We start from the raw sequence: 21,298 nt of genomic DNA, 5'->3' as shown, positions 1-21,298 counted from the left end.
TCCGTTCAATAACAACAATAAATACGCAAGGTTGCGACCGCGACCTTGCTGATGGAGTACCTGATCATGTTCGCTTCAGCGACTGCTTCGAGCACCCCGTTGGTGGGTATCCAGCCAGCTGCAACACCTGTCGATGAGCCGTACCTGCTGGAGATCATCAACGTCAGCAAGGGATTTCCCGGTGTGGTGGCCTTGTCCGATGTACAGCTTCGGGTACGCCCCGGTTCCGTGCTGGCCCTGATGGGCGAAAACGGCGCGGGCAAATCCACCCTGATGAAAATCATTGCCGGCATCTATCAACCGGACGCCGGTGAACTGCGCCTGAGGGGCAAACCGGTGGTTTTCGAAACGCCATTGGCTGCGCTCCAGGCCGGGATCGCGATGATTCACCAGGAACTCAACCTGATGCCGCACATGAGCATCGCCGAGAACATCTGGATCGGCCGTGAGCAGCTCAACGGTTTCCACATGATCGACCACCGTGAAATGCACCGCTGCACGGCGAAACTGCTGGAACGCCTGCGGATCAACCTCGATCCGCAAGAGCAGGTCGGCAACCTGAGCATCGCCGAACGGCAGATGGTCGAGATCGCCAAAGCCGTGTCCTACGATTCCGACATCCTGATCATGGATGAACCGACCTCGGCCATCACCGACAAGGAAGTCGCGCATCTGTTCTCGATCATTGCCGACCTCAAGAGTCAGGGCAAAGGCATCATCTACATCACCCACAAAATGAACGAAGTGTTCAGCATCGCCGATGAAGTGGCGGTGTTCCGTGACGGCGCCTACATCGGGCTGCAGCGGGCCGACAGCATGGACGGCGACAGCCTGATTTCGATGATGGTCGGCCGCGAGCTGAGCCAGTTGTTCCCGGTGCGTGAAAAGCCGATCGGCGATCTGCTGCTGTCGGTGCGTGACCTGAAACTGGACGGCATTTTCAAGGATGTTTCCTTCAACCTGCACGCCGGCGAAATCCTCGGCATTGCCGGGTTGATGGGCTCGGGACGGACCAACGTTGCCGAAGCGATTTTCGGCATCACCCCGAGCGACGGTGGCGAGATTCGTCTCGACGGCGAGGTGGTACGCATCAGTGATCCGCACATGGCGATCGAGAAGGGCTTCGCGTTACTGACCGAGGATCGCAAGCTCAGCGGCCTGTTCCCGTGCCTGTCGGTGCTGGAGAACATGGAAATGGCGGTGTTGCCGCATTACGCCGGCCACGGTTTCATCCAGCAAAAAGCCCTGCGCGCCTTGTGCGAAGACATGTGCAAGAAGTTGCGGGTCAAAACCCCGTCGCTGGAGCAGTGCATCGACACCTTGTCCGGCGGTAATCAGCAGAAAGCATTGTTGGCTCGCTGGCTGATGACCAATCCACGAATCCTGATTCTCGACGAGCCGACCCGCGGTATCGACGTCGGCGCCAAGGCCGAGATCTACCGGCTCATTTCCTGCCTCGCCAGCGAAGGCATGGCGGTGATCATGATTTCCTCGGAACTGCCGGAAGTGCTCGGCATGAGCGACCGGGTGATGGTCATGCACGAGGGCGACCTGATGGGCACCCTCGACCGCAGCGAAGCGACCCAGGAACGAGTGATGCAATTGGCCTCGGGCATGTCCGCGGTTCACTAATGGATGCCGGTGCTGGTTGTGGCCAGCGTCGGCGACGCGATAGAAGGGTGAGTGTTTATGAACGCGATACTGGAAAACAAGCCAGCAACGGCCCAGGTCAAGAGTCGCCGGCGCTTTCCGACCGAGTTGAGTATTTTTCTTGTGCTGATTGGCATCGGCCTGGTCTTTGAAGTGTTTGGCTGGATCGTGCGCGACCAGAGCTTCCTGATGAACTCCCAGCGTCTGGTGCTGATGATCCTGCAGGTGTCGATCATCGGTCTGCTGGCGATCGGCGTGACCCAGGTCATCATCACCACGGGTATCGACCTGTCCTCCGGCTCGGTGCTGGCGCTGTCGGCGATGATCGCTGCCAGTCTGGCCCAGACGTCGGACTTCGCTCGGGCAGTGTTCCCCTCGCTGACTGACTTGCCAGTGTGGATCCCGGTGATTGCCGGGCTCGGGGTGGGACTGCTGGCGGGGGCGATCAACGGCAGCATCATTGCCATCACCGGTATCCCGCCGTTCATTGCCACCCTCGGCATGATGGTCTCGGCCCGTGGCCTTGCGCGTTACTACACCGAAGGCCAACCGGTGAGCATGCTCTCGGATTCCTACACGGCCATCGGACACGGCGCGATGCCGGTGATCATTTTCCTGGTGGTCGCGGTGATCTTTCACATCGCCCTGCGTTACACCAAGTACGGCAAATACACCTACGCCATCGGCGGCAACATGCAGGCGGCGCGTACCTCGGGGATCAACGTCAAGCGGCATCTGGTGATCGTCTACAGCATCGCCGGGTTGCTGGCAGGCCTGGCGGGTGTGGTGGCGTCGGCACGGGCCGCGACCGGGCAAGCCGGGATGGGCATGTCTTATGAACTGGACGCGATTGCCGCGGCCGTGATCGGCGGCACCAGCCTGGCCGGCGGAGTAGGGCGCATCACCGGCACGGTCATCGGCGCACTGATCCTCGGGGTCATGGCCAGCGGTTTCACCTTCGTCGGCGTCGATGCTTACATTCAGGACATCATCAAAGGCCTGATCATCGTGGTCGCAGTGGTCATCGATCAGTACCGCAACAAGCGCAAACTCAAGCGCTGAGTCTCAGATAAAGCAGCCAATGCGCCACGCCTGTCCCGCGTGGCGCAACCATTTGTCTTCTATATACAGCCGCGTGATTGAATTTCTTGCTATAAACGCACTCCGATAACCACCGCAAAGGCTGCCGTAGAGCACTTTCAGGGCTTTGTCGGACAAATTCGCTGTCTTTTCAGTTGCTGAGGCCTCAAGTCGGCCTTAGACTGCCGCCCCTCGTAAATTGAGTGCCGGGTGGCGCTTGGAATTAAACGGCGCCGTTCCGATGGCCGACCCAGGTCCGCCGGAACGCTCCCTAATTCGCCTTAATGCACGTTTTTTTATAGAGATATCAATGACAAAGGACAAGTTGCTGGCCATGCCGGCGGATGACTACATGAATGCCGAGCAACATGCTTTTTTCTCTGAGCTGTTGCAGAACATGAAAGTCGAAACCCATGAGCGCATCGAACAGAACCGCATCGCCATCGAAAGCCTGGACACCCCGGCCGATCCGGCCGACGCTGCTTCTGTTGAAGAAGAGCGCACCTGGCTGGTGAACGCGATCGATCGCGACCAGCGCATGCTGCCTCAGTTGGAACAGGCTCTGGAACGCATCAAGGAAGACAGCTTCGGCTGGTGCGACGACAGCGGCGAGGCCATTGGCCTGAAGCGCCTGCTGATCAGCCCGACCACCAAATACTGCATCGAAGCTCAAGAGCGTCACGAACAGATCGACAAGCACCAGCGTCAGGCCTGATTCTGCGAGGCAACCCATTTAATGTGGGTTGCCTTTGAAAAGATCGCAGCCTTCGGCAGCTCCTACGGGTTTAAGCGAACTCCTGTAGGAGCTGCCGAAGGCTGCGATCTTTGCTTTTTGACGTCTGCGAAAAATCCTGCGCACTTCTATTGATCTGCTGCAACGCCCACTACTAATGGACCATAGATAATGGCCTTGTAGTGGCGTTTAATGCCGATACAACAATTAGAATGGCTCGGGGGATGACGAAGATGACGCGTGACGGATCTGTGGTTGCAGCAGTGTCTGCACCCGTACTTTTGCCGAAAAACCTTTGGCTGACGCCGACCCTGCAAAGCATCGCCCTGATGCTCTTGTTGTGCGGCATGACGCTGGGCGGCTGGTCGCTTTACCTTGGCTTGCCATTGGCGGTGCTGGTGATCTGGCTACCTCGCTTACGCTCGCGCGCCACCCCTGAGGCAACCCCCGTCGACAGCGCCAGCGCGATTACCGAGTTGACTCGGGATCTTTCCTACACCACCAGTCATAACGCGTTGTCTGCCGCCGGCGTGGCCTTTTCGGTCAAGCAACTGGCCGACAAACTGCAATCGCAGCTCGGTGCCGCGGCGCAGATAGTCAGCAACGCCGAAGTGATGATCGCGACCGAACAAGCCACCTCGACACTCAGCCGGGAAGCCCTCAGTGCGGCCAGCGAGGCCCATCGGAGCAGCGCGGCAGGACGTACGGAGCTGATCGAGTCCATCGCCCGTATGCATCAACTCAGTCAGCGCGCCAGTAACAGCCGTGAACTGATCGAAGCCCTGAGCCTGCGCAGTGACGATATCCAACGGGTCACCCTGGTGATCCAGTCCATCGCCAGCCAGACCAATCTGCTGGCATTGAACGCGGCTATCGAGGCGGCGCGGGCCGGCGAGCATGGTCGCGGATTTGCGGTAGTGGCCGATGAGGTTCGCGGTCTGGCCGCGCGCACGGCGACGGCCACTGGCGAAGTCGGGGAGATGGTCGCTGATATTCAGCAACGCACCGCGCAAGTGGTGGAGCAGATCCGTCAACTGTCCAGCGACCTCGACACCGGTGTCGAACAGGTCGAGCACACCGGTCAGCACCTGGAGAACATTGCACGTCTGGCCGCTGGCGTCGAAAGCCAGGTCGGGGAAATCGCCAGGGGCGCCGACACCAACCGCGAACAACTCGATAGCCTGTTTCACGCCATCGAACAGATGCGCAGCGACCTGGCGATCAGCGACCAACAGACCCAGCGCCTGGCCCAGGCCGCGGTGCAAATGGAGGGTCAGGCCGAAACCATCAGCGAACGCCTCGCCGAAGTCGGGCTGGATGACTACCACCAGCGGATTTATGACCTGGCCCGCGAAGGCGCGAGTCAGATCGCGGCGCGCTTTGAAGCGGATATCGACGAGGGCCGCGTGAGCCTCGATGACCTGTTTGACCGCAATTACCAAACCATTCCCAACACCAGCCCGGCCAAGTTCCAGACCCGTTTCGATCGCTACGCCGATCAGGTCTTGCCGGCGATCCAGGAACCCTTGTTGCCGCGTCATGAAGGTCTGGTGTTCGCCATTGCCTGTACGCAGCAGGGCTATGTGCCGACCCACAACAAGGTCTTCAGCCAACCACTGACCGGTGATGCGCAGGTCGATACCTTACAGAACCGCACCAAACGCAAATTCGCCGACCGCACCGGAATCCGCTGTGGCAGCCATCAGCAGGCCGTACTGCTGCAAACCTACACCCGCGACACAGGTGAGCTGATGCACGACCTCTCAGTGCCGATCATGCTCAAGGACCGGCATTGGGGTGGTCTGCGATTGGGTTACAAGCCGGAAAACCCTCGTTGAGACCTCTCCCTGTAGGAGCTGTCGAGTGCAACGAGGCTGCGATCTTTTGATCTTCGCTTTTAAAACATCAAAAGATCGCAGCCTCGTTGCACTCGACAGCTCCTACAGATGCAGGCTAGTGAGTCTGATGCATCCGCAGGTTCAGGTCGTCGACCACCCGCGCCCAATCAGCGTCTTCACGCAATTGTTCTTTCAGGAAGCCGGCCTGCTGCGGGGTCCAGAACTCGGCATCGATGAGTTTTTTGTTGTCAGCCAAGGGCGAATGGCTGGCGATGAAATCGTCGATGGCTTTCTCGTTGGAGTCCAGACCGAGTTGGTCGAACAAGCCTTTCAAGTCATGTATGGGTGAATCCATGTTCATCTCCTTGCGGGTCGCGTCGAGTGCGAGATCTGAGGGGCGGCTTCATTGCATCTGAGGGAGCCGCGCTTCAGGAGTTCGATGGCGATGTTCGTAAGCAAAAATGAGCATAGACTGCAAACCGACTATCAGGCTTTCAATGCGCCTTCATCGACTGCAAGCTTCAGCGCCTTGGCGGCTTCCTGCGCAGCGATGGCGGCGACGTCCGACGTCTTGAACCAGCGATCCTTCTCGACCTGGTGATACGTCACGGTGGTCAGCGGTGGTTTGGCGCGCATGATAATGACTGCCTGGAATTCGCCTTCGACTTCTCTGGCTTCGCCCCGGATAAAAAATTCACCGATATCAAATTCCGTCACGTAGCAGCCTTCCCTTGAAATATTCTGTTGTTTTGAACGCCGCCCACCCTGGGGACGGGTTTCATTGGTCGGGCAGTATGGCAGTAGTTGCATGCCGGCGGCTGAGTTAAGTCGCCGGCATGACGAAGCGTCTATGGAAATGAACGGGCGGGACCGTCAACCGCGTAACTCGAGCGAGCGGGCAAGGGCGCAGGCTTCGTTATGATTGCCGCGGAAACCTCTGACGCGGCCGGTGGAAATTTCCTTGATATGAAAAAAGGCATTGCCGGCCAGAATGACCCGAAAGCGTGGCCGGGCGAGCTCTTCAGGGTAGTATTCATGCGATTGAAACATCCCCGGGGGCAGTGTCCTCGAGCTGTTCGTATTGGGCGCCTGAGGGTGAGCAAAATGTGTCAGCGTGCACATATGAAGTCCTTTTCGTTGTTTTACCGACGTGTGTACGTGGTTTTGGGTAGTCTCGATGAGCATCGCTGCTCTAGAATCACCGTCAGTGTTTGGCGATCGATGTTCATCTAAAGCAATTTTTTGCTGGCGATATGTCGGAAAAGTGCTTTTGTTAAAGAGATTTTTCCCTAAAGTTGGTAGTCCCGTTTTTCTGGCCGTCGGAAGGGCTTTTTCCTTCAACCTCTGACGAACGCCAGGCAAGACGACGTGAGTGTTGTTCCAGTAGTCTTCTCAAGCCTCGCGATGGATGAGCCCTCTGCTCGTTTCAGGATTTCAACCTGGGCCTTTTTGCGACACCTTCGGCATTGCCGCTTTTTTCTGCTGTGCGCTGTTTTCCTGCGTGCAGCATCATTTTCAGATGTGGGGATGTTTCCTTGGCAGTAAGTAATCTCGATATGCATGCTTTGTTCGTGCTGGGTGATTTGCGCGCAAAGCTGGTTAAACAGTTCCAGTCACGTTTTGTTTACATCACCGAACAGAACGCTGAAGGCATTTATATTGCCGAGATCGACACCGAAGAGGCGCTGGTGGTTGATGACAAACCCGGGCTTAAACTCAAGGTCGGCGATCATTTCAGCGCCTCTGTATTGCCCAGTCGCGAAGGCGGCAAGCTGGACATCAAGTTCCGCGAAATCAAACTGACGGTGTACGGCCTGGGTGATTACGCGTTCGTCACCACCGCTGATGGCCATGGGATCGTGTTCAAGGAAGGCCATAGCGTGGTGATGGTGTTCGCCGCTCACCAACAGTTGCAGGAAGGCCTGACCAAAACCCTGAAAGCCGTCACCGCCAAGGCTGCCAAGTGGCGCAAAGGGGAACTGGTCACCTTCAAGGCCAGCGAATAATGACCCTGACCCGCGCCGACTTCCACGAACAGAACCAGGTCAGTGCGCAAGCCGAAGCCCAGCGGCTGTTCGATCAGAAGGCCGTTTTGCAAGGTGCATGGCTGGGTTGGGTGGCGTCACAGATCTATACGTTACGTCCGGCGGAGTACGCCAGCATGGTACGAAGAGCGCTGTCGCGCTTGCAGGAACCTCCCGAAAACTGATTGACCTCCCTCGAAAGCAGGAACCTCTACTACAGTCAGTGGACTGAGTATTCAGAGGCTTTGCGGTCTTCTGCCAGGCCATCCTGCTATTGCTGTGAACAGCACGAGGTGCAAAAGCATGAACGGATTTCGACGGTTGCTGGCCGCTACTATGGCCACTTTCGGATTGTTGGCTTCACCCGTTCCGGTGTTCGCTGCCCAGGCGCCGATCCACTTCGCCGATCTGAACTGGGAAAGCGGCAGCCTGATTACCGATATCCTGCGGATCATCGTCGAGAAGGGCTACGGGCTGCCGACCGATACCTTGCCGGGGACGACCATCACCCTGGAGACCGCACTGGCCAACAATGACATTCAGGTCATTGGCGAAGAGTGGGCCGGTCGCAGTCCGGTCTGGGTCAAGGCTGAGGCCGAAGGCAAAGTCGCGAGTCTGGGCGATACGGTCAAGGGCGCCACCGAAGGTTGGTGGGTACCCGAATATGTGATCAAGGGCGACCCGGCGAAAGGCATCAAGCCGCTGGCGCCGGGCCTGCGCAGTGTCAGCGACCTGCCGAAATACAAGGACGTGTTCAGAGATCCGGAAACCCCGGGCAAGGGGCGCTTCCTCAACAGCCCGATCGGCTGGACGTCGGAAGTGGTCAACAAACAGAAACTCAAGGCGTATGGGCTGGACGACAGCTATGTGAATTTTCGCAGCGGCTCCGGGGCAGCGCTGGATGCGGAGATCAGTTCTTCGATTCGGCGCGGCAAACCGGTGCTGTTCTATTACTGGTCGCCTACGCCGTTGCTCGGCCGCTTCAAACTGGTTCAGCTGGAAGAGCCGCCGTTCGACGCCGATGCCTGGAAAACCCTGACCGACGCCGACCACCCGAATCCGAAACCGACGCGCTCACTGCCCTCGAAGCTGTCCATTGGCGTGTCCACGCCATTCCAGAAACAGTATCCGCAGATTGCCGAGTTCTTCACCAAGGTCGACTTGCCAATCGATCCATTGAACAAGGCGCTGGCCGAGATGAGCGAAAAACATACCCCGCCACGGCAGGCGGCGCAGGCGTTCATGAAGGCGCACCCGGACGTGTGGCAGGCCTGGGTGCCCAAGGATGTGGCGGATAAAGTCTCCGCCGAACTGAAATAAACCGATAATCCTGTAGGAGTTGCCGCAGGCTGCGATCTTTTTGACTTTGTTTTTAACAACAAGATCAAAAGATCGCAGGCTTCGCCAGCTCCTACATGAAGCGGGTACATCCGGTAGATCGATGATTAAAACCGGGTTTGTACCGCCAACTCGAAGGTACGCGGTGTGCCGAGGTAATACGCCGGTGACACATGGGCAAACTCGGCATACACCTCATTGGTCAGGTTGCGCACCCGCCCGGTGACGGTGGTGTGTTGATCGACCTTGTAGCTGAGGAACGTTCCGTAGAGCGTGTACGACGGTACGGTCAGGGTGTTGGCGCTGTCGGCAAACACCGAGGCCACATACCGCGCATCGACACCGCCCTGCCATTGCGGCGCAAAGTCATAGGTCAGCCACAGATTGCCGACCCGGTCCGGCACGTTGGTCGGTGTGTTGCCTTTGCGTGAAACCACGACACTCGCCGCATTCTTCTCGTTGAATTCGTCGTACTGCGCATCGACCCAGGCGAAGTTGCCTTCGGCCAACAGCTTGTCGGTGATCCTGAACGAACTGGCCAGTTCGATCCCTTTGGAGGTCTGTTGACCCACGGGAATGCTGCTGGTCGGATCCAGTGGATCGGTGACTGCGAAGTCCTTTCGCTCGATCGTGTAAGCCGCCACTGTCGCCGAGCCGCGACCGTCCAGATAGTCGAATTTACTGCCGACTTCCCATTGCTTGCCGGTGGACACGTCGAAATCTTGCGTGCCGTTGGGTTGTTCGGCGGCGGTGCTGTATTGCACGTAGACGTTGGCTTCGGGGATGAATTGGTAAGTCAGGCCGACCCGACCGGTCACCGGCTCCCAGCTGCGCTTGAGGTGCCGGGGGTTGCTGGCGGTCACGACGCGGTGGTTGGTCACGTCCAGGTCGATGTCGTCGTAACGCAGGCCGGTCAGCAGCGCGAGTTTGTCGGTGAGGGCCAAACGGTTCTCGGCGAACAGGGCTTTGGTGGTGACTTCGTTGGTCTTGTCGCTGACAAAACCCGGTCGGGCGCCCGGGATGTCGTAGAAGTGACCCGGCTGAAAGTGATTCGGTTCGACGGTGTTGGCACCTTTGACGTTCAGCGGCGAGTTGGTGGTCTGGTTGACCTTGTACTCGAAGCCGCCGGACCAGGTCGTGTCCAGCCCGAACAACGTGTTGTCGTGACGCAGTTCGAACTGGTTGCCGTTCTGCTCGCCCTGATGCCGGACCTGATACGCCGTGGAACGATTCACCGCACTGTTGTCGGTGTTGTACTGGTAGGTTTCCAGGTTGCGGTAATCGCGCTGGCTGTCGAGGTGGTAAAGGGTGTTGCGCAGGGTGGTGCTGTCGTTGATCCGGTAGTCGATGATCGAGCGCACCCAGATCGAGCGCTGCTCGTAGCGGCCGTCCTCGACGTTGTAGTTGTTGAATCGGTTGTGCTTGTCGATCTTCAATTCGCCGGCCTTGGGGTTGAGCACCGGCGTGCCCCAGTAAGGGCTGTCTTCGTGTTCATCCTGATATTCCAGGGCCAGGGTATGGGACAGGTTGGGCGTCAGGTCGCTGAGCAGCGAGAACGCCACGCTCCACGCATCACGCTCCTGACGGTCGATGTAGCCGTTGCCGGTGTTGTGGCTGACGTCGAGCCGCGCGTAGTGCTGCACATCCGCGCTGGCATCGCTCAGGGCGTGGTTGAGGCCGAATGCGGTCTCGGTGGTGTCGTAACTGCCGTAGCTGACCCGGCCTTCGATGGCTTGCTCTTCACGCGTCGCCAGTTTGGTCACGTAGTTCAGCGAACCGCCCACGGAGCCAGCACCATTGATCAGCGATGACGGGCCGCCCACCAGCTCCACGCGATCATAGATCCAGGCGTCTACCGGCCGGGCGAGGCCGCCGGAGACATTGATGCCGTTGAACATCTGGGTGATCTGGCTGCTGGTGAAACCGCGGTAGGAGACGAACCCACCGAAACCCGGCGGTGCGCTGGCGTTGACGCCCGGTAGGGTGTTGGCGGCGTCCTGGAAGTTCTGCGCACCGTGGCGCTCGATGTCGTTGCGGTTGGCCACGGCTACCGAGGCGGGGGTTTCGCGCACGCTCAGGCCAAGCCGCGACGCCATGCCGCTGGACTGATCCAGACTCAGCCCCGGCTCATCCGCCGCTTCGCCGTCAATGGTGATGGGGGCGAGGTTGACGGTGGATTGTGCCCAGGCGTTAACAGACAGGCAGCCGAACAGGCTTGCCAGTAAAGGAATGCGTTTCATCGATGAATCCTGAATGCTTGACTAGGAAACAGCGCACACGCCAACGCCACGCGTTGGCGGGGTGGGCTGATCGGAAAAGGCGAAGAAATTCAGGCGACAGGCGGAGCGCGAGGGTTGGCCGAGGGCCAGGTGAAGCGGGCAGGGAGGTCAGCATTGGCGACGACGGCCAAGGGCGGACTGTGTTGCTGCGGGAGGATCGCCAGGGTCAGGCTGGAGTTGAGCGCCGGGCCCATGCCGCCGGTGGAGCACAACGGGCAGCCGAAGGCCTTGGACAGGGTCGGCAGTTTGTCTTCGGAGGTGTTCGACGAGGCCGGCAGCTGGCTGGCCGGGTCGACGGTACAGAATTGGCCGCCGATGCCGTTGAGCTGCATCCCGACCATTTGCCCGTGACCGATACTGCAGGCGAACACGTTGAACAGCACGCAGCAATAAAGCATCCAGGCCATCAATGTGCGATCAGTTCGGGCGAGTTTCATGGGGCGGCACTTTATCATCGCCAATGACGAATACCCTTACAAAATCGTTCAAGGAAGTTCATTCTGCTGCGACATTTCACGCTGGAAGTCCGAACATGAGCCTATTGATCGCGCAATGGATGGCTGCCATCTTCCTGTTGATCAGCCTGATCCACCTGTACTGGGCGGCAGGTGGCACGTTGGGTAGCGAGGCGGCGGTCCCGCGAATATCCGCAGAGGGCGGTGGGGAATCCAGGCCGGCCTTCAAGCCTTCAGGCTTTGCCACGTTGCTGGTGGCGGTCGGGCTGCTGCTGATTGCGATGCTGGTGTGCTTGCGGGTCGGCCTGTATTTGCCGACGGTGCATCACTCGTCGTTGCAATGGGTGATCAGCGCGATTGCAATGCTGATGTTCGCCCGGGCGATCGGCGATTCGAATTTGATTGGGTTCTTCAAGCAGGTGAAGGATTCGAAATTTGCCCGGCTCGACACCTGGGCGTATTCGCCGTTGTGTGTGGTGCTGGGGGCGGGGTTGTTGGCAGTCGCCTGGATCTGAGGCAAGGCAAGATCAAAAGATCGCAGCCTCGTTTCACTCGACAGCTCCTACAGGGGAATGCAAACCCATGTAGGAGCTGTCGAGTGAAACGAGGCAGCGATCTTTTGGCGTCTAACTCCCACTCTCAGTGCGCCGACTGCTCACCTCAGCCGGCACATCATCCCCCGCCATGCGCTTGCGAAACAGCGCCGCCCGCGCCAGCAACAGCGTGGTCACCGGCACCGTAATCGACAACAGAATCGGAATCAGCCAGGCATGCAGCACCGGCCCGGACTTGAGTGCCGAAAAATAAATGATCGAGGCCAGCGCCACGCACCAGGCGCCCAATGTCGACGCCAGCGCCGGCGGGTGCATGCGCTGGAAGTAGTCCTTCATCCGCACGAGGCCAATGGCACCGATCAGCGCAAACAGACTGCTGAGCACCAGCAGGATCGCCACCGGAATTTCAACCCACAGAGACAGTTCAGCGTTCATTCGATCACCTCGCCACGCAGCAGGAATTTCGCCAGGGCAAACGAGCCGACGAAACCGAACAGTGCAATCAGCAGCGCTGCCTCGAAGTAAGTGTCACTGGCATAACGAATGCCCAGCGCCAGCATCATCAGCATCGCGATGATGTACAGGTAATCCAGCGCCAGAACCCGGTCCTGGGCCGACGGCCCCTTGAACAGCCGGATCAGCGTCAGAATCATCGCCAAGGAAAAGATGAACAGGCTCAGCAGGATTGCGTTTGACAGCAAGGCGCTCATTCGAAGATCTCCATCAAGGGGCGCTCGTAGGTCGCCTTGAAGTGCTGGATGAACAGCGCTTCGTCATCCAGATCGAAGACGTGCAGCAATAGAATGCTGCGGTCCAGCGCCAGTTCCGACCACACGGTGCCGGGAATTACCGTGCAGATCATCGACAACGCGGCCAGGCCGTTGGCGTCACGCAAGTCCATTGGCACCTTGATGAAGCGCGAACGCGGTGGACGGCGACCGCTGTTGAGCACGCCCCAGGCCACGGCGAGGTTGGACACCACCACATCGCGACCGACAAGAAAGAACAAACGCACAATCACGCCCGGCCGACGAATACGAATCGGCAGCGGTCGCAGCTTGCGCATCATCAACGGTGCGCAGAACCCCAATACCGCGCCCAGCAGCAGATTGCCGGGACTCATCGACAGGTTCAGCACCAGCCACAACAACCACAGTGCCAGCGACAACCAGGGAGCAGGAAACAGTCGCTTCATGGTTTGGCCTCCGCGATCGCGGCTTTGGCTTCCGGGCTCGGAACCGCACGGGTGCCGAGTACCGCCATCACGTATTGCTGCGGGTTGTTCAACGCTTGGGCGGCCGCCTGGGTGTAGCGCAGCAGCGGTTCAGCCTTGAAGGTCAGCGCAATGCTCAAGCCCAGCAGCGCAATGATTGGCACGCATTCGAAACGTCGCAGCAACGGCGACGGCCGCTCCTCGGGTGTCCAGAACCGCTGGATGCCCAAACGCGAGAAGGCAATCAACGACGCCAGACCGGAGAGAATCAGCAACGCCAGCAAGCCCCACGCGGCATTGGAAACCGGCTCATCGCTGCCATTGCCCAGGCCCAACGGATTGAGCAGGGCGCTGAGCAAGCCGAGTTTGCCAATGAATCCCGAGAGCGGCGGCATGCCGATGATCAGCAGCGAGCAGGCAATGAAGCTCAACCCGAGGAACGCCTTGGTCCAGGGAATCACCTGGCCGACCACGGCTTTCTGTTCGTCATCGAGGTTGATGCCTTTGGGCGGCTGCAAGGATTCCATCGGTCGCGGCAGATCGCCGTCATCGAACAACGGCATTTCATTGGCCGAGCGCGAGCGCTCGATCAACTCGGCCAACAGGAACAACACGCTCAACGCCAGGGTCGAGCTGACCAGATAGAATAGTGCCGCGCCGATCAGGTTGGGCTGGGCGAAACCGATGGCCGACAGCAGAATCCCGGCCGACACCAGAATGCTCAGGCTGGCCAGGCGCTCCAGTCGTTGTGCGGCGAGGATCGCCACCGCAGCGCAGACGATGGTCGCCATACCGCCGTAGATCAGCCAGTCGCCGCCAAAGTACGCCGAGGCGCCGGCCTGGCCGGAGAACAGCAGGGTCCACAAGCGTAGCAAGGTGTAGACGCCGACCTTGGTCATGATCGCGAACATCGCTGCCACCGGCGCGCTCGCCGCGGAATACGCCGGCACCAGCCAGAAGTTCAGCGGCCACATCCCGGCCTTGGCCAGGAACGCCACGGCCAGAATCCCCGCGCCGGCATGCAGCAGGCCGCGATCGGCTTCCGGCACCAGCGGAATTTTCAGCGCCAGGTCGGCCATGTTCAGGGTGCCGGTGACGCCGTAGATCAGCGCCGCGCCGATCAAAAACAGTGACGAGGCCAGCAGGTTGATCGAGATGTAATGCAGCCCCGATGACACCCGCGCCCGACCCGAACCGTGGAGCATCAGGCCGTAGGAGGCCGCGAGCAGCACTTCAAAAAACACAAACAGGTTGAACAGGTCCGCCGTCAGGAACGCGCCGTACAGGCCCATCATCTGAATCTGGAACAGCGCGTGGAAGCTCGAACCGGCGCCGTCCCAACGGGCCATGGCGAACAGCAGGGCGCTGACGCCGATGATCCCGGTCAGCACCAGCATCAGCGCCGATAGTCGATCGACCACCAGCACGAGACCGAACGGCACCTGCCAGTTGCCCGGCAGGTACACGCCGATGGAGCCGGGGACGCCCGTTTCCTGAGTCCATTGCAGCAACAGCACGGCAATGCCCAACCCCACCAGGCTGGAAAACAGGTTGATCTTGGCCTTCAGCGGACGGTGTTTCTCGCCCAGCATCAGCATCACGGCGGCGGTCAGCAGCGGCAGCAGAATCGGTGCAGCGATCAGGTGCGGCATCAGATTCATTCTTTAGGCTCCCGGCCATCCACATGGTCGGTACCGGTCAGGCCCCGGGAGGCCAGCAGCACCACCAGAAACAGCGCGGTCATGGCGAAGCTGATCACGATGGCGGTCAGCACCAGCGCTTGCGGCAGCGGGTCGGTGTAGTGCAACAGGTCCTGCGGCACGCCGTCCTTGATGATCGGCTCCTTGCCGATAAACAGGCTGCCCATGCTGAAGATGAACAGATTGACGCCGTAGGACAGCAGGCACAGGCCCATCACCACCTGAAACGTCCGTGGCCGCAGGATCAGCCAGACGCCAGACGCGGCCAACACGCCGATGGCGATTGCGATGACTTCTTCCATCAGACGGCTCCTTGCGTGGCGACGGATCTGGGCAGGGCAGCGGTCTTGTGACCCCGTACCGATTGGTGAGCGAGGGCGGTGAGGATCAACAGGGTCGAACCGACCACCACGGCGTACACGCCAATGTCGAAGAACAGCGCACTGGCGATGTGAATGTCACCGAACACCGGCAGTTCGAAATGCCAGGTGTGGGTGGTCAGGAACGGATACCCGACGGCCATCGCCCCGAGTCCGGTGACCGTGGCGAACAACAAACCGGTGCCCATCCAGCGCAGCGGTCGCAGGCTCATTTGTGCCTCGACCCACTGCGTGCCGGCGACCATGTATTGCAGGATGAACGCCACCGACATCACCAGACCTGCGACAAAACCGCCGCCTGGCTGATTGTGGCCGCGCATGAACAGGTAGACCGACACCACAAAGGCGATCGGCAGCAGCAGGCGAACCAGCACCGCCGGTACCATCATGAAGCCGAGCGCGGTATCGCTGGCGTGACGCGGATTGACCAAATCGGTCACCACGTCCGGTGCCAGCAGACGCTGCTGGGCCGGCAACTGCAGGCTTTCTTTTGGCGGGCGGAAGCGTCGCAGCAGGGCAAACACCGTCAGGGCCACGGCCACCAGTACGGTGATTTCACCGAGGGTGTCGAAGCCGCGGAAGTCCACCAGCATCACGTTGACCACGTTGCTGCCACCGCCTTCGGGCAGGGCGCGGCTGAGGTAGAACGAAGAAATGTCGTTTGGGGTCTGGCGCGTCAGCATCGCGTAAGCCAGCAACGCCATGCCGCCACCCACCACGGTCGACAGCAGCAAGTCGCGGATACGGCGGATGCGTGCCTTGCGCAGGCTGCTTGGCAACGGTGACACCTCTTCGATCCGTCGAGGTAGCCAGCGCAGCCCGAGGAGGATCAACACCGTGGTCACCACTTCCACTGCCAATTGCGTCAGCGCCAGGTCCGGCGCCGAGAACCAGACAAAGGTCACGCACGTCATCAGGCCGCAGACGCTGACCATGGTCAGGGCCGCGAGCCGGTGATACTTGGCCTGCCACGCCGCGCCGAGGGCGCAGGCAATCGCCAGCAGCCAGAGGATCACAAACACGATCGAACCCGGAATCTTCGGCCGGTCGCCCCAGCTCAGGCTGCTGTGGAGCATCGGGATCAACCCGGCCAACACGGCCGCGAGCACCACCAGGAACAATTGGGTTTGCAGGCGCTTGGTGTTGATCCGCCGCTCCAGACGACGGGCCAGGCGCATCATGATCACCAGGCTGCGTTCGAACAGGCGCTTGCCGTTGAATCGGCCAATGATCGGCGGGTACTTGAAACGCCCGTGTTTGAGCTGATTGCGCAACAGCAGGTAAAGCACGATGCCGCAGGACATGGCGATCAGGCTCATGATCATTGGCGCGTTCCAGCCGTGCCAGATCGCCAGGCTGTATTCAGGCAAGGTGCCGCCCACCACCGGCAGGGCAGCCGCGGCCAGCAACGGGCCGACCACCTGCGCCGGGAAAATCCCCACGACCAGGCAGGCGAACACCAGCAACTCCACCGGCGAGCGCATCCAGCGGGGCGGCTCGTGTGGGGTGTGCGGCAAATCGGTGGCGGTCGGGCCGAAGAACACGTCGACGGTAAAGCGCAGCGAGTAGGCGACGCTGAAGGTACCGGCGATGGTCGCGACGATGGGCAGCGTCATCTCGATCCAGGCCGTGGCGTTGATGAACACGGTTTCGGCGAAGAACATCTCTTTGGAGAGGAAGCCGTTGAGCAGCGGCACACCGGCCATGGAAGCACTGGCGACCATGGCCAGGGTGGCGGTGAACGGGATCAGCTTGATCAGGCCGCTGAGCTTGCGAATGTCCCGGGTACCGCTTTCGTGGTCGATGATCCCGGCGGCCATGAACAGCGAGGCCTTGAACGTGGCGTGGTTGAGGATGTGAAACACCGCAGCCACAGCGGCCAGCGGACTGTTCAGGCCCAGCAGCAGGGTGATCAGGCCCAGGTGGCTGATGGTCGAGTAGGCCAGCAAACCTTTGAGGTCGTTCTGGAACATCGCGCAATACGCACCGAGCAACAGGGTGCAGGCACCGGCGCCGCTGACGATGTAGAACCATTCTTCGCTGCCGGACAGCGACGGCCAAAGCCGTGCGAGCAGAAATACCCCGGCCTTGACCATGGTCGCCGAGTGCAGATAGGCCGAAACCGGTGTCGGCGCCGCCATGGCGTGGGGCAGCCAGAAGTGGAAGGGGAATTGCGCGCTTTTGCTCAGGGCGCCGATCAGGATCAGGGGTAGCAGAATAGGGTAGAGGGCGTGTGCGCGAATCAGATCGCCGGCGGCCAGGACCTTTTCCAGGTCATAGCTGCCGACCACATGGCCGAGCAGCATGACCCCCGCCAGCAAACACAAACCGCCTGCGCCGGTGACCATCAGCGCCATATAAGCACCGCGTCGCGCATCGGCGCGGTGGTGCCAGTAGCCGATCAACAGGAATGAAAAGAGGCTGGTCAGCTCCCAGAAAAACACGATCTGGATCAGATTTCCGGAGATCACCAGCCCGAGCATCGCGCCCATGAACGCCAGGAAAAATGCGAAGAACCGCGGCACCGGATCGTCCGGCGACATGTAGTAGCGGGCGTACAACGAAACCAGCGTGCCGATGCCCAGCACCAGCATCGAGAATAGCCAGGCGAACCCGTCCATGCGCAGGACGAAGTTCAGGCCAAGGCTGGGCAACCAGAAAAATTCTTCGCGGATCACGCCGCCATCGGCGATTTGCGGGTACAAGAGGGCGACCTGAACGGTGCCAATCAAGGCAACCAGGCCAGCCAACAAAGATTCGGTGTTTCGCGCGTTGTGCGGCAGCAACGCTGCCAGACAGCTGCCGATAAAAGGCAGAAGCAGTAGAACTATCAGGGACATAGGCTTCTAATCTGCGGAAGTTTGTGAAGCATCATACGTGCCAGCTCCCGGATCACCAAACGCCAAGCTGTCGCAGAATCCTACAAGGTAGACGGAAAAAACCTGATTCACATTGTTTCAAAGGTCTGTTTTCAGCAGGTCTGGCCCCTTCGCGAGCAAGCCCGCTCCCACAGGGTCCAGTTGTGTTCACACCATTGCGGTACAACACAGAACCCATGTGGGAGCGGGCTTGCTCGCGAAGGCTATCTATCAGGCGCCACAGATAGTGCGGCTTAACCCTGCGTTTCCCGCCCCAACTCTTCCTCAGACGCAGCAGCCTTACCCTTGGTCTTCAACTCACTGACAATCACCGCCGCCACAATCAACCCCGCGCCCACCAGCGCAATCGCCGGCAACCGCTCCCCCGCGATCCGCCCGACAATCCCGGCCCACACCGGCTCGCCCGCATAAATCAACGTCGCCCGGGTCGGCGAAACGCTCTTTTGCGCCCAGTTCATCGCCACTTGAATCGCCGCACTGGCCGCGCCCAAGCCCAACGCGCTGCATAACAGCAGCCAGGAGAAGTCCGGAATCCTTTCCTGAGTCGGCACCACCATCAAAAACGCCAGTACCGAGGTGACCGCCAATTGCACCACCGTCACCCGCCGCACATCGACCTGGCCGGCATACGTGCTGATCAGAATGATCTCCGCCGCAATCGCCACGGCGCTGATCAACGTGGCGATTTCACCCGGGCTGAAATTGAATGAAGCGCCGGCCGGTCCCGACAGCAACATCAACCCGGTAAACGCCAACATGATCCCGATGCTCGGCATCAGCCCCGGACGCCGCCCCAGCACCAGCCATTGCAGCAACGGCACGAAGGGCACGTACAACGCGGTAATAAACGCCGACTGACTGCTGGGAATGCTCTGTAACCCGACGGTCTGCAATCCATAGCCAAGCATGATCGCCACGCCGATAAAGGCCCCAGCCTTGAGTTCGAACAGCGGCAGCTCCCGCAGCTGACGCCAGGAAAACAGCGCAACAATGATCGCCGCCGCGGCAAAGCGCAGACCGACGAAGAACATCGGCCCGCTGACGGTCATCGCATGTTGCACCAGCAAGAAGGTGCCGCCCCAGACCATGGTGATCAGCACCAGCACGCACTCGGCCTTGCTGAACCGCGAGAAACGGGAGGAAGTGTGAGGGGTATTCACCGACGTCATAACCTTGCGCGCTACCTGAGGGGGACGCACAATGCGCCGAATGTTGCGCAGTATACTGCCCAGCCCCACTAAGTGAGCAATATAGTGCACAAAGATTCTACTCAGCGGACTTCGGTCCTTCAGCACGTCAGCCAAAACGTTCGACGCTTGCGCCATGCTGCTGACATGAGCCAGGCGTCTCTGGCGGAAAAATCCGGAGTCAGCCGGCGGATGCTGGTGGCGATCGAGGCCGGCGAGAAGAACGTCAGCCTGACCACCCTCGACCGCGTGGCCGAAGCGCTGAACGTCGCATTCAGCGACCTGATCCAGGCGCCGGATGCACGCGATCCGAGTCGCATCAACGAAGTGGCCTGGGCCGGGACGATTCCTGGCAGCAAAGCCGTTTTACTCTCCAAAGCCACCGCCACCCGTGAGGTGGAACAATGGGAGTGGTGCCTGCAACCAGGGGAGATTTATCCGTCGCAACCGGACGCCGAGGGCTGGAGTGAGCAGATCTATGTGTTTGAAGGCTGCCTGACGCTGATGCTGGGCGATACACCGCATGAGATTGCTGCGGGAGAGTTCTACATGTTCGCCAGCAACCAGCCCCACGCCTATCGCAACGATGGGCCAGTGGTGGCGCGGTTTGTGCGAAATGTGGTGATCTAGCTGTTCGCCAATCAACACTGGATAGACACTTTGCTGTTTTAAAGCTGCGAGCCTTTCTCGGATATTCTTTAACCTATTGAAAATAAGGTGATTTAGTTTCAGGCACGACTCCTGCAAAAGCTCTGGTGCATTCACCAGATCCCGGAGTCGGCCCATGACAGCCTCTGCCCAACCCCTTCGCACCGCCCATGTGATCCGCTCGGACGCCGAGGCGATTGCCGTCGCCCATAAGCTCGCCGCACGCTTCGCCATCGAGGCCAGTGTCCGCGACCGCGAGCGACGCCTGCCAGTCGCCGAGCTCGACGAGTTTTCCGCCAGCGGCCTCTGGGGCATCACCGTTCCCAAGGAATACGGCGGCGCCGGCGTGTCCTACGTGACCGTCGCCGAAGTGATCAAGATCATTTCCGCCGCCGACTCATCCCTCGGTCAAATCCCGCAAAACCACCTCGGCGTGCTCGACATCCTGCTGCAAACCGCTACCGAAGAGCAGAAGCGCTACTACTTCGGCAAAGTCTTGCAGGGCTACCGTTTCGGCAACGCCTTCTCCGAATCCAAAAGCAAAAACGCCGGGGCCTTCGAAACCCGAATCCGCTTCGATAAAGACACTGCGCAGATTGATGGCGAGAAGTTTTACTGCACCGGGGCCTTGTTCGCGCACATCGTGCCAGCGGTGGCGGTCAATGAAGAGAACAAGGCCTTCATCGCCTTCATCGAGCGTGACGATCCCGGCTTGACCGTCATCGACAGCTGGGACGGTTTCGGCCAGCGCACCACGGCCAGCGGCGGTGTCACCCTGAAAGCGGTGAAGGTCCCGCTCAGTGCTGTGATCCCGGCCCACAAGGCCTTTGACGAACCCACCGCCGACGGCCCGATTTCACAAATCATCCAGGCCGCCGTGGACACCGGCATTGCCGTCGGCGCCCTGGAAGAAACTAAACGCTACGCCCGCGAAGCCCGACCCTGGATCGACAGCGGACAGGATCACGGCTGGCAGGACCCGTTCAGTATCGCTGCGATCGGCGACTTCGAATGGCGGGTCCACGGCACCGAAGCGATCCTCAAAAAGGCCGGCCGCGCAATCGACCACGCACTGCTCAACCCCAACGAAGACACGGTGGCCCGCGCTTCGGTGGTGGTCGCCCAGGCCAAAGTCCTGTCCGCCGAGATCGCCTTGCTTGCCAGCAGCAAACTCTTCGAACTGGCCGGTACTCGCTCTGTGCTCGGCAAGTACAACCTCGACCGCCACTGGCGCAACGCCCGGACGCACACCCTGCACGATCCGGCACGCTGGAAATATCACCTGATCGGCAACTACCTGCTCAACGGCGTGAAGCCTGCGCGCCACGCCTGGAACTGAG

22 protein-coding genes are annotated in these 21,298 nt (G+C 60.0%); 10 read left to right on the top strand and 12 right to left on the bottom strand.

Annotated features, from left to right (window positions below; all coding sequences use genetic code 11):
* Positions 1–66: 66 nt before the first annotated feature.
* From ACMXYH_RS19090 to ACMXYH_RS19075, 4 genes are all read left to right on the top strand, one after another.
* Positions 67–1,632: a sugar ABC transporter ATP-binding protein gene (locus tag ACMXYH_RS19090; protein ID WP_415764484.1), complete on the top strand. Its 1,566-nt coding sequence runs from the start codon at positions 67–69 to the stop codon at positions 1,630–1,632.
* A 57-nt stretch (positions 1,633–1,689) separates the two neighbouring features.
* A complete protein-coding gene (locus ACMXYH_RS19085) occupies positions 1,690–2,712 on the top strand; it encodes an ABC transporter permease (protein WP_415764483.1) in 1,023 nt (340 codons plus the stop codon).
* 328 nt (positions 2,713–3,040) lie between these two features.
* Positions 3,041–3,445 (top strand): TraR/DksA family transcriptional regulator, encoded by a 405-nt coding sequence (locus ACMXYH_RS19080; RefSeq protein ID WP_007907888.1) that lies wholly within the window; start codon positions 3,041–3,043, stop codon positions 3,443–3,445.
* 230 nt (positions 3,446–3,675) lie between these two features.
* Positions 3,676–5,301, top strand: a complete 1,626-nt coding sequence (locus tag ACMXYH_RS19075; RefSeq protein ID WP_415764482.1) for a methyl-accepting chemotaxis protein — start codon at positions 3,676–3,678, stop codon at positions 5,299–5,301.
* Between the two features lie 115 nt (positions 5,302–5,416).
* Here ACMXYH_RS19075 and ACMXYH_RS19070 read toward each other — a convergent pair whose 3' ends face one another.
* From ACMXYH_RS19070 to ACMXYH_RS19060, 3 genes are all read right to left on the bottom strand, one after another.
* A complete protein-coding gene (locus tag ACMXYH_RS19070) occupies positions 5,417–5,656 on the bottom strand; it encodes a DUF2789 domain-containing protein (RefSeq protein WP_129443411.1) in 240 nt (79 codons plus the stop codon).
* A 131-nt stretch (positions 5,657–5,787) separates the two neighbouring features.
* Entirely contained in the window at positions 5,788–6,018 is a 231-nt protein-coding gene (locus ACMXYH_RS19065; protein WP_033057642.1) for a hypothetical protein, read from the bottom strand.
* Between the two features lie 156 nt (positions 6,019–6,174).
* On the bottom strand, positions 6,175–6,423 hold the full coding sequence (locus ACMXYH_RS19060) for a hypothetical protein (protein ID WP_415767726.1): 249 nt from the start codon (positions 6,421–6,423) through the stop codon (positions 6,175–6,177).
* Between the two features lie 413 nt (positions 6,424–6,836).
* Here ACMXYH_RS19060 and ACMXYH_RS19055 point away from each other — a divergent pair, with 413 nt between their 5' ends.
* From ACMXYH_RS19055 to ACMXYH_RS19045, 3 genes are all read left to right on the top strand, one after another.
* Positions 6,837–7,307 (top strand): hypothetical protein, encoded by a 471-nt coding sequence (locus ACMXYH_RS19055; protein ID WP_008151679.1) that lies wholly within the window; start codon positions 6,837–6,839, stop codon positions 7,305–7,307.
* Positions 7,307–7,510: a hypothetical protein gene (locus ACMXYH_RS19050; protein WP_415764481.1), complete on the top strand. Its 204-nt coding sequence runs from the start codon at positions 7,307–7,309 to the stop codon at positions 7,508–7,510. The genes ACMXYH_RS19055 and ACMXYH_RS19050 overlap by 1 nt, the downstream gene beginning before the upstream one ends.
* Positions 7,511–7,628: 118 nt before the next feature.
* Entirely contained in the window at positions 7,629–8,645 is a 1,017-nt protein-coding gene (locus ACMXYH_RS19045; protein ID WP_129443413.1) for an ABC transporter substrate-binding protein, read from the top strand.
* 125 nt (positions 8,646–8,770) lie between these two features.
* Here ACMXYH_RS19045 and ACMXYH_RS19040 read toward each other — a convergent pair whose 3' ends face one another.
* Positions 8,771–10,903: a TonB-dependent receptor gene (locus tag ACMXYH_RS19040; protein ID WP_415764480.1), complete on the bottom strand. Its 2,133-nt coding sequence runs from the start codon at positions 10,901–10,903 to the stop codon at positions 8,771–8,773.
* Between the two features lie 89 nt (positions 10,904–10,992).
* Positions 10,993–11,379, bottom strand: coding sequence for a DUF2946 domain-containing protein (locus ACMXYH_RS19035; RefSeq protein WP_129443417.1), 387 nt, complete (start codon positions 11,377–11,379; stop codon positions 10,993–10,995).
* A gap of 95 nt (positions 11,380–11,474) precedes the next feature.
* On the opposite strand from ACMXYH_RS19035, the gene ACMXYH_RS19030 reads away from it, so the two are divergent.
* Complete coding sequence (locus ACMXYH_RS19030; RefSeq protein ID WP_129443419.1) at positions 11,475–11,912, top strand: DUF3995 domain-containing protein; 438 nt, start codon at positions 11,475–11,477, stop codon at positions 11,910–11,912.
* Positions 11,913–12,023: 111 nt separating this feature from the next.
* Here the strand turns inward: ACMXYH_RS19030 and ACMXYH_RS19025 are convergent, their stop codons facing one another.
* The 7 genes from ACMXYH_RS19025 to ACMXYH_RS18995 all read right to left on the bottom strand — a co-directional run bounded on the left by ACMXYH_RS19025 (position 12,024) and on the right by ACMXYH_RS18995 (position 19,382).
* On the bottom strand, positions 12,024–12,386 hold the full coding sequence (locus ACMXYH_RS19025) for a Na+/H+ antiporter subunit G (RefSeq protein ID WP_415764479.1): 363 nt from the start codon (positions 12,384–12,386) through the stop codon (positions 12,024–12,026).
* The gene (locus ACMXYH_RS19020; RefSeq protein ID WP_008151692.1) at positions 12,383–12,661 is read right to left on the bottom strand and encodes a K+/H+ antiporter subunit F; all 279 of its coding nucleotides are present in this window, start codon (positions 12,659–12,661) and stop codon (positions 12,383–12,385) included. The genes ACMXYH_RS19025 and ACMXYH_RS19020 overlap by 4 nt, the downstream gene beginning before the upstream one ends.
* On the bottom strand, positions 12,658–13,146 hold the full coding sequence (locus tag ACMXYH_RS19015; protein ID WP_134417159.1) for a Na+/H+ antiporter subunit E: 489 nt from the start codon (positions 13,144–13,146) through the stop codon (positions 12,658–12,660). The genes ACMXYH_RS19020 and ACMXYH_RS19015 overlap by 4 nt, the downstream gene beginning before the upstream one ends.
* A complete protein-coding gene (locus tag ACMXYH_RS19010) occupies positions 13,143–14,825 on the bottom strand; it encodes a monovalent cation/H+ antiporter subunit D (protein ID WP_415764478.1) in 1,683 nt (560 codons plus the stop codon). The genes ACMXYH_RS19015 and ACMXYH_RS19010 overlap by 4 nt, the downstream gene beginning before the upstream one ends.
* The gene (locus tag ACMXYH_RS19005) at positions 14,822–15,166 is read right to left on the bottom strand and encodes a Na+/H+ antiporter subunit C (protein WP_007986256.1); all 345 of its coding nucleotides are present in this window, start codon (positions 15,164–15,166) and stop codon (positions 14,822–14,824) included. Before ACMXYH_RS19005 ends, ACMXYH_RS19010 begins: the two co-directional genes overlap by 4 nt.
* Complete coding sequence (locus tag ACMXYH_RS19000) at positions 15,166–18,084, bottom strand: monovalent cation/H+ antiporter subunit A (RefSeq protein WP_415764477.1); 2,919 nt, start codon at positions 18,082–18,084, stop codon at positions 15,166–15,168. Before ACMXYH_RS19000 ends, ACMXYH_RS19005 begins: the two co-directional genes overlap by 1 nt.
* A 272-nt stretch (positions 18,085–18,356) precedes the next feature.
* Complete coding sequence (locus ACMXYH_RS18995; protein ID WP_415764476.1) at positions 18,357–19,382, bottom strand: DMT family transporter; 1,026 nt, start codon at positions 19,380–19,382, stop codon at positions 18,357–18,359.
* Between ACMXYH_RS18995 and ACMXYH_RS18990 the strand changes: the two genes are divergently transcribed.
* Positions 19,377–19,940 carry a helix-turn-helix domain-containing protein gene (locus tag ACMXYH_RS18990; RefSeq protein ID WP_415764475.1) on the top strand — a complete coding sequence of 188 codons (564 nt, stop codon included), beginning with the start codon at positions 19,377–19,379 and terminating at the stop codon, positions 19,938–19,940. The two genes, ACMXYH_RS18995 and ACMXYH_RS18990, sit on opposite strands and share 6 nt — an antisense overlap.
* A 154-nt stretch (positions 19,941–20,094) precedes the next feature.
* Positions 20,095–21,297 (top strand): SfnB family sulfur acquisition oxidoreductase, encoded by a 1,203-nt coding sequence (locus ACMXYH_RS18985; protein ID WP_415764474.1) that lies wholly within the window; start codon positions 20,095–20,097, stop codon positions 21,295–21,297.
* The last annotated feature ends 1 nt before the right edge of the window (position 21,298 follow it).

The organism is Pseudomonas frigoris (assembly GCF_047758635.1).
Classification (GTDB): Bacteria; Pseudomonadota; Gammaproteobacteria; order Pseudomonadales; family Pseudomonadaceae; genus Aquipseudomonas; species Aquipseudomonas frigoris.
Note: the sequence above shows the minus strand (reverse complement) of the source record. Positions and strands in the feature narration are given on the sequence as shown.

Coding starts and splice junctions, on each gene's coding strand:
- ACMXYH_RS19015 (WP_134417159.1), bottom strand. CDS start 13,146: ATGAAGCGACTGTTTCCTGCTCCCTGGTTGTCGCTGGCACTGTGGTTG.
- ACMXYH_RS18985 (WP_415764474.1), top strand. CDS start 20,095: ATGACAGCCTCTGCCCAACCCCTTCGCACCGCCCATGTGATCCGCTCG.
- ACMXYH_RS19005 (WP_007986256.1), bottom strand. CDS start 15,166: ATGGAAGAAGTCATCGCAATCGCCATCGGCGTGTTGGCCGCGTCTGGC.
- ACMXYH_RS19085 (WP_415764483.1), top strand. CDS start 1,690: ATGAACGCGATACTGGAAAACAAGCCAGCAACGGCCCAGGTCAAGAGT.
- ACMXYH_RS19035 (WP_129443417.1), bottom strand. CDS start 11,379: ATGAAACTCGCCCGAACTGATCGCACATTGATGGCCTGGATGCTTTAT.
- ACMXYH_RS19030 (WP_129443419.1), top strand. CDS start 11,475: ATGAGCCTATTGATCGCGCAATGGATGGCTGCCATCTTCCTGTTGATC.
- ACMXYH_RS19060 (WP_415767726.1), bottom strand. CDS start 6,423: ATGTGCACGCTGACACATTTTGCTCACCCTCAGGCGCCCAATACGAAC.
- ACMXYH_RS19090 (WP_415764484.1), top strand. CDS start 67: ATGTTCGCTTCAGCGACTGCTTCGAGCACCCCGTTGGTGGGTATCCAG.
- ACMXYH_RS19045 (WP_129443413.1), top strand. CDS start 7,629: ATGAACGGATTTCGACGGTTGCTGGCCGCTACTATGGCCACTTTCGGA.
- ACMXYH_RS19040 (WP_415764480.1), bottom strand. CDS start 10,903: ATGAAACGCATTCCTTTACTGGCAAGCCTGTTCGGCTGCCTGTCTGTT.
- ACMXYH_RS19025 (WP_415764479.1), bottom strand. CDS start 12,386: ATGAACGCTGAACTGTCTCTGTGGGTTGAAATTCCGGTGGCGATCCTG.
- ACMXYH_RS19075 (WP_415764482.1), top strand. CDS start 3,676: ATGGCTCGGGGGATGACGAAGATGACGCGTGACGGATCTGTGGTTGCA.
- ACMXYH_RS19050 (WP_415764481.1), top strand. CDS start 7,307: ATGACCCTGACCCGCGCCGACTTCCACGAACAGAACCAGGTCAGTGCG.
- ACMXYH_RS19020 (WP_008151692.1), bottom strand. CDS start 12,661: ATGAGCGCCTTGCTGTCAAACGCAATCCTGCTGAGCCTGTTCATCTTT.
- ACMXYH_RS19000 (WP_415764477.1), bottom strand. CDS start 18,084: ATGTCCCTGATAGTTCTACTGCTTCTGCCTTTTATCGGCAGCTGTCTG.
- ACMXYH_RS19070 (WP_129443411.1), bottom strand. CDS start 5,656: ATGGATTCACCCATACATGACTTGAAAGGCTTGTTCGACCAACTCGGT.
- ACMXYH_RS19010 (WP_415764478.1), bottom strand. CDS start 14,825: ATGAATCTGATGCCGCACCTGATCGCTGCACCGATTCTGCTGCCGCTG.
- ACMXYH_RS19080 (WP_007907888.1), top strand. CDS start 3,041: ATGACAAAGGACAAGTTGCTGGCCATGCCGGCGGATGACTACATGAAT.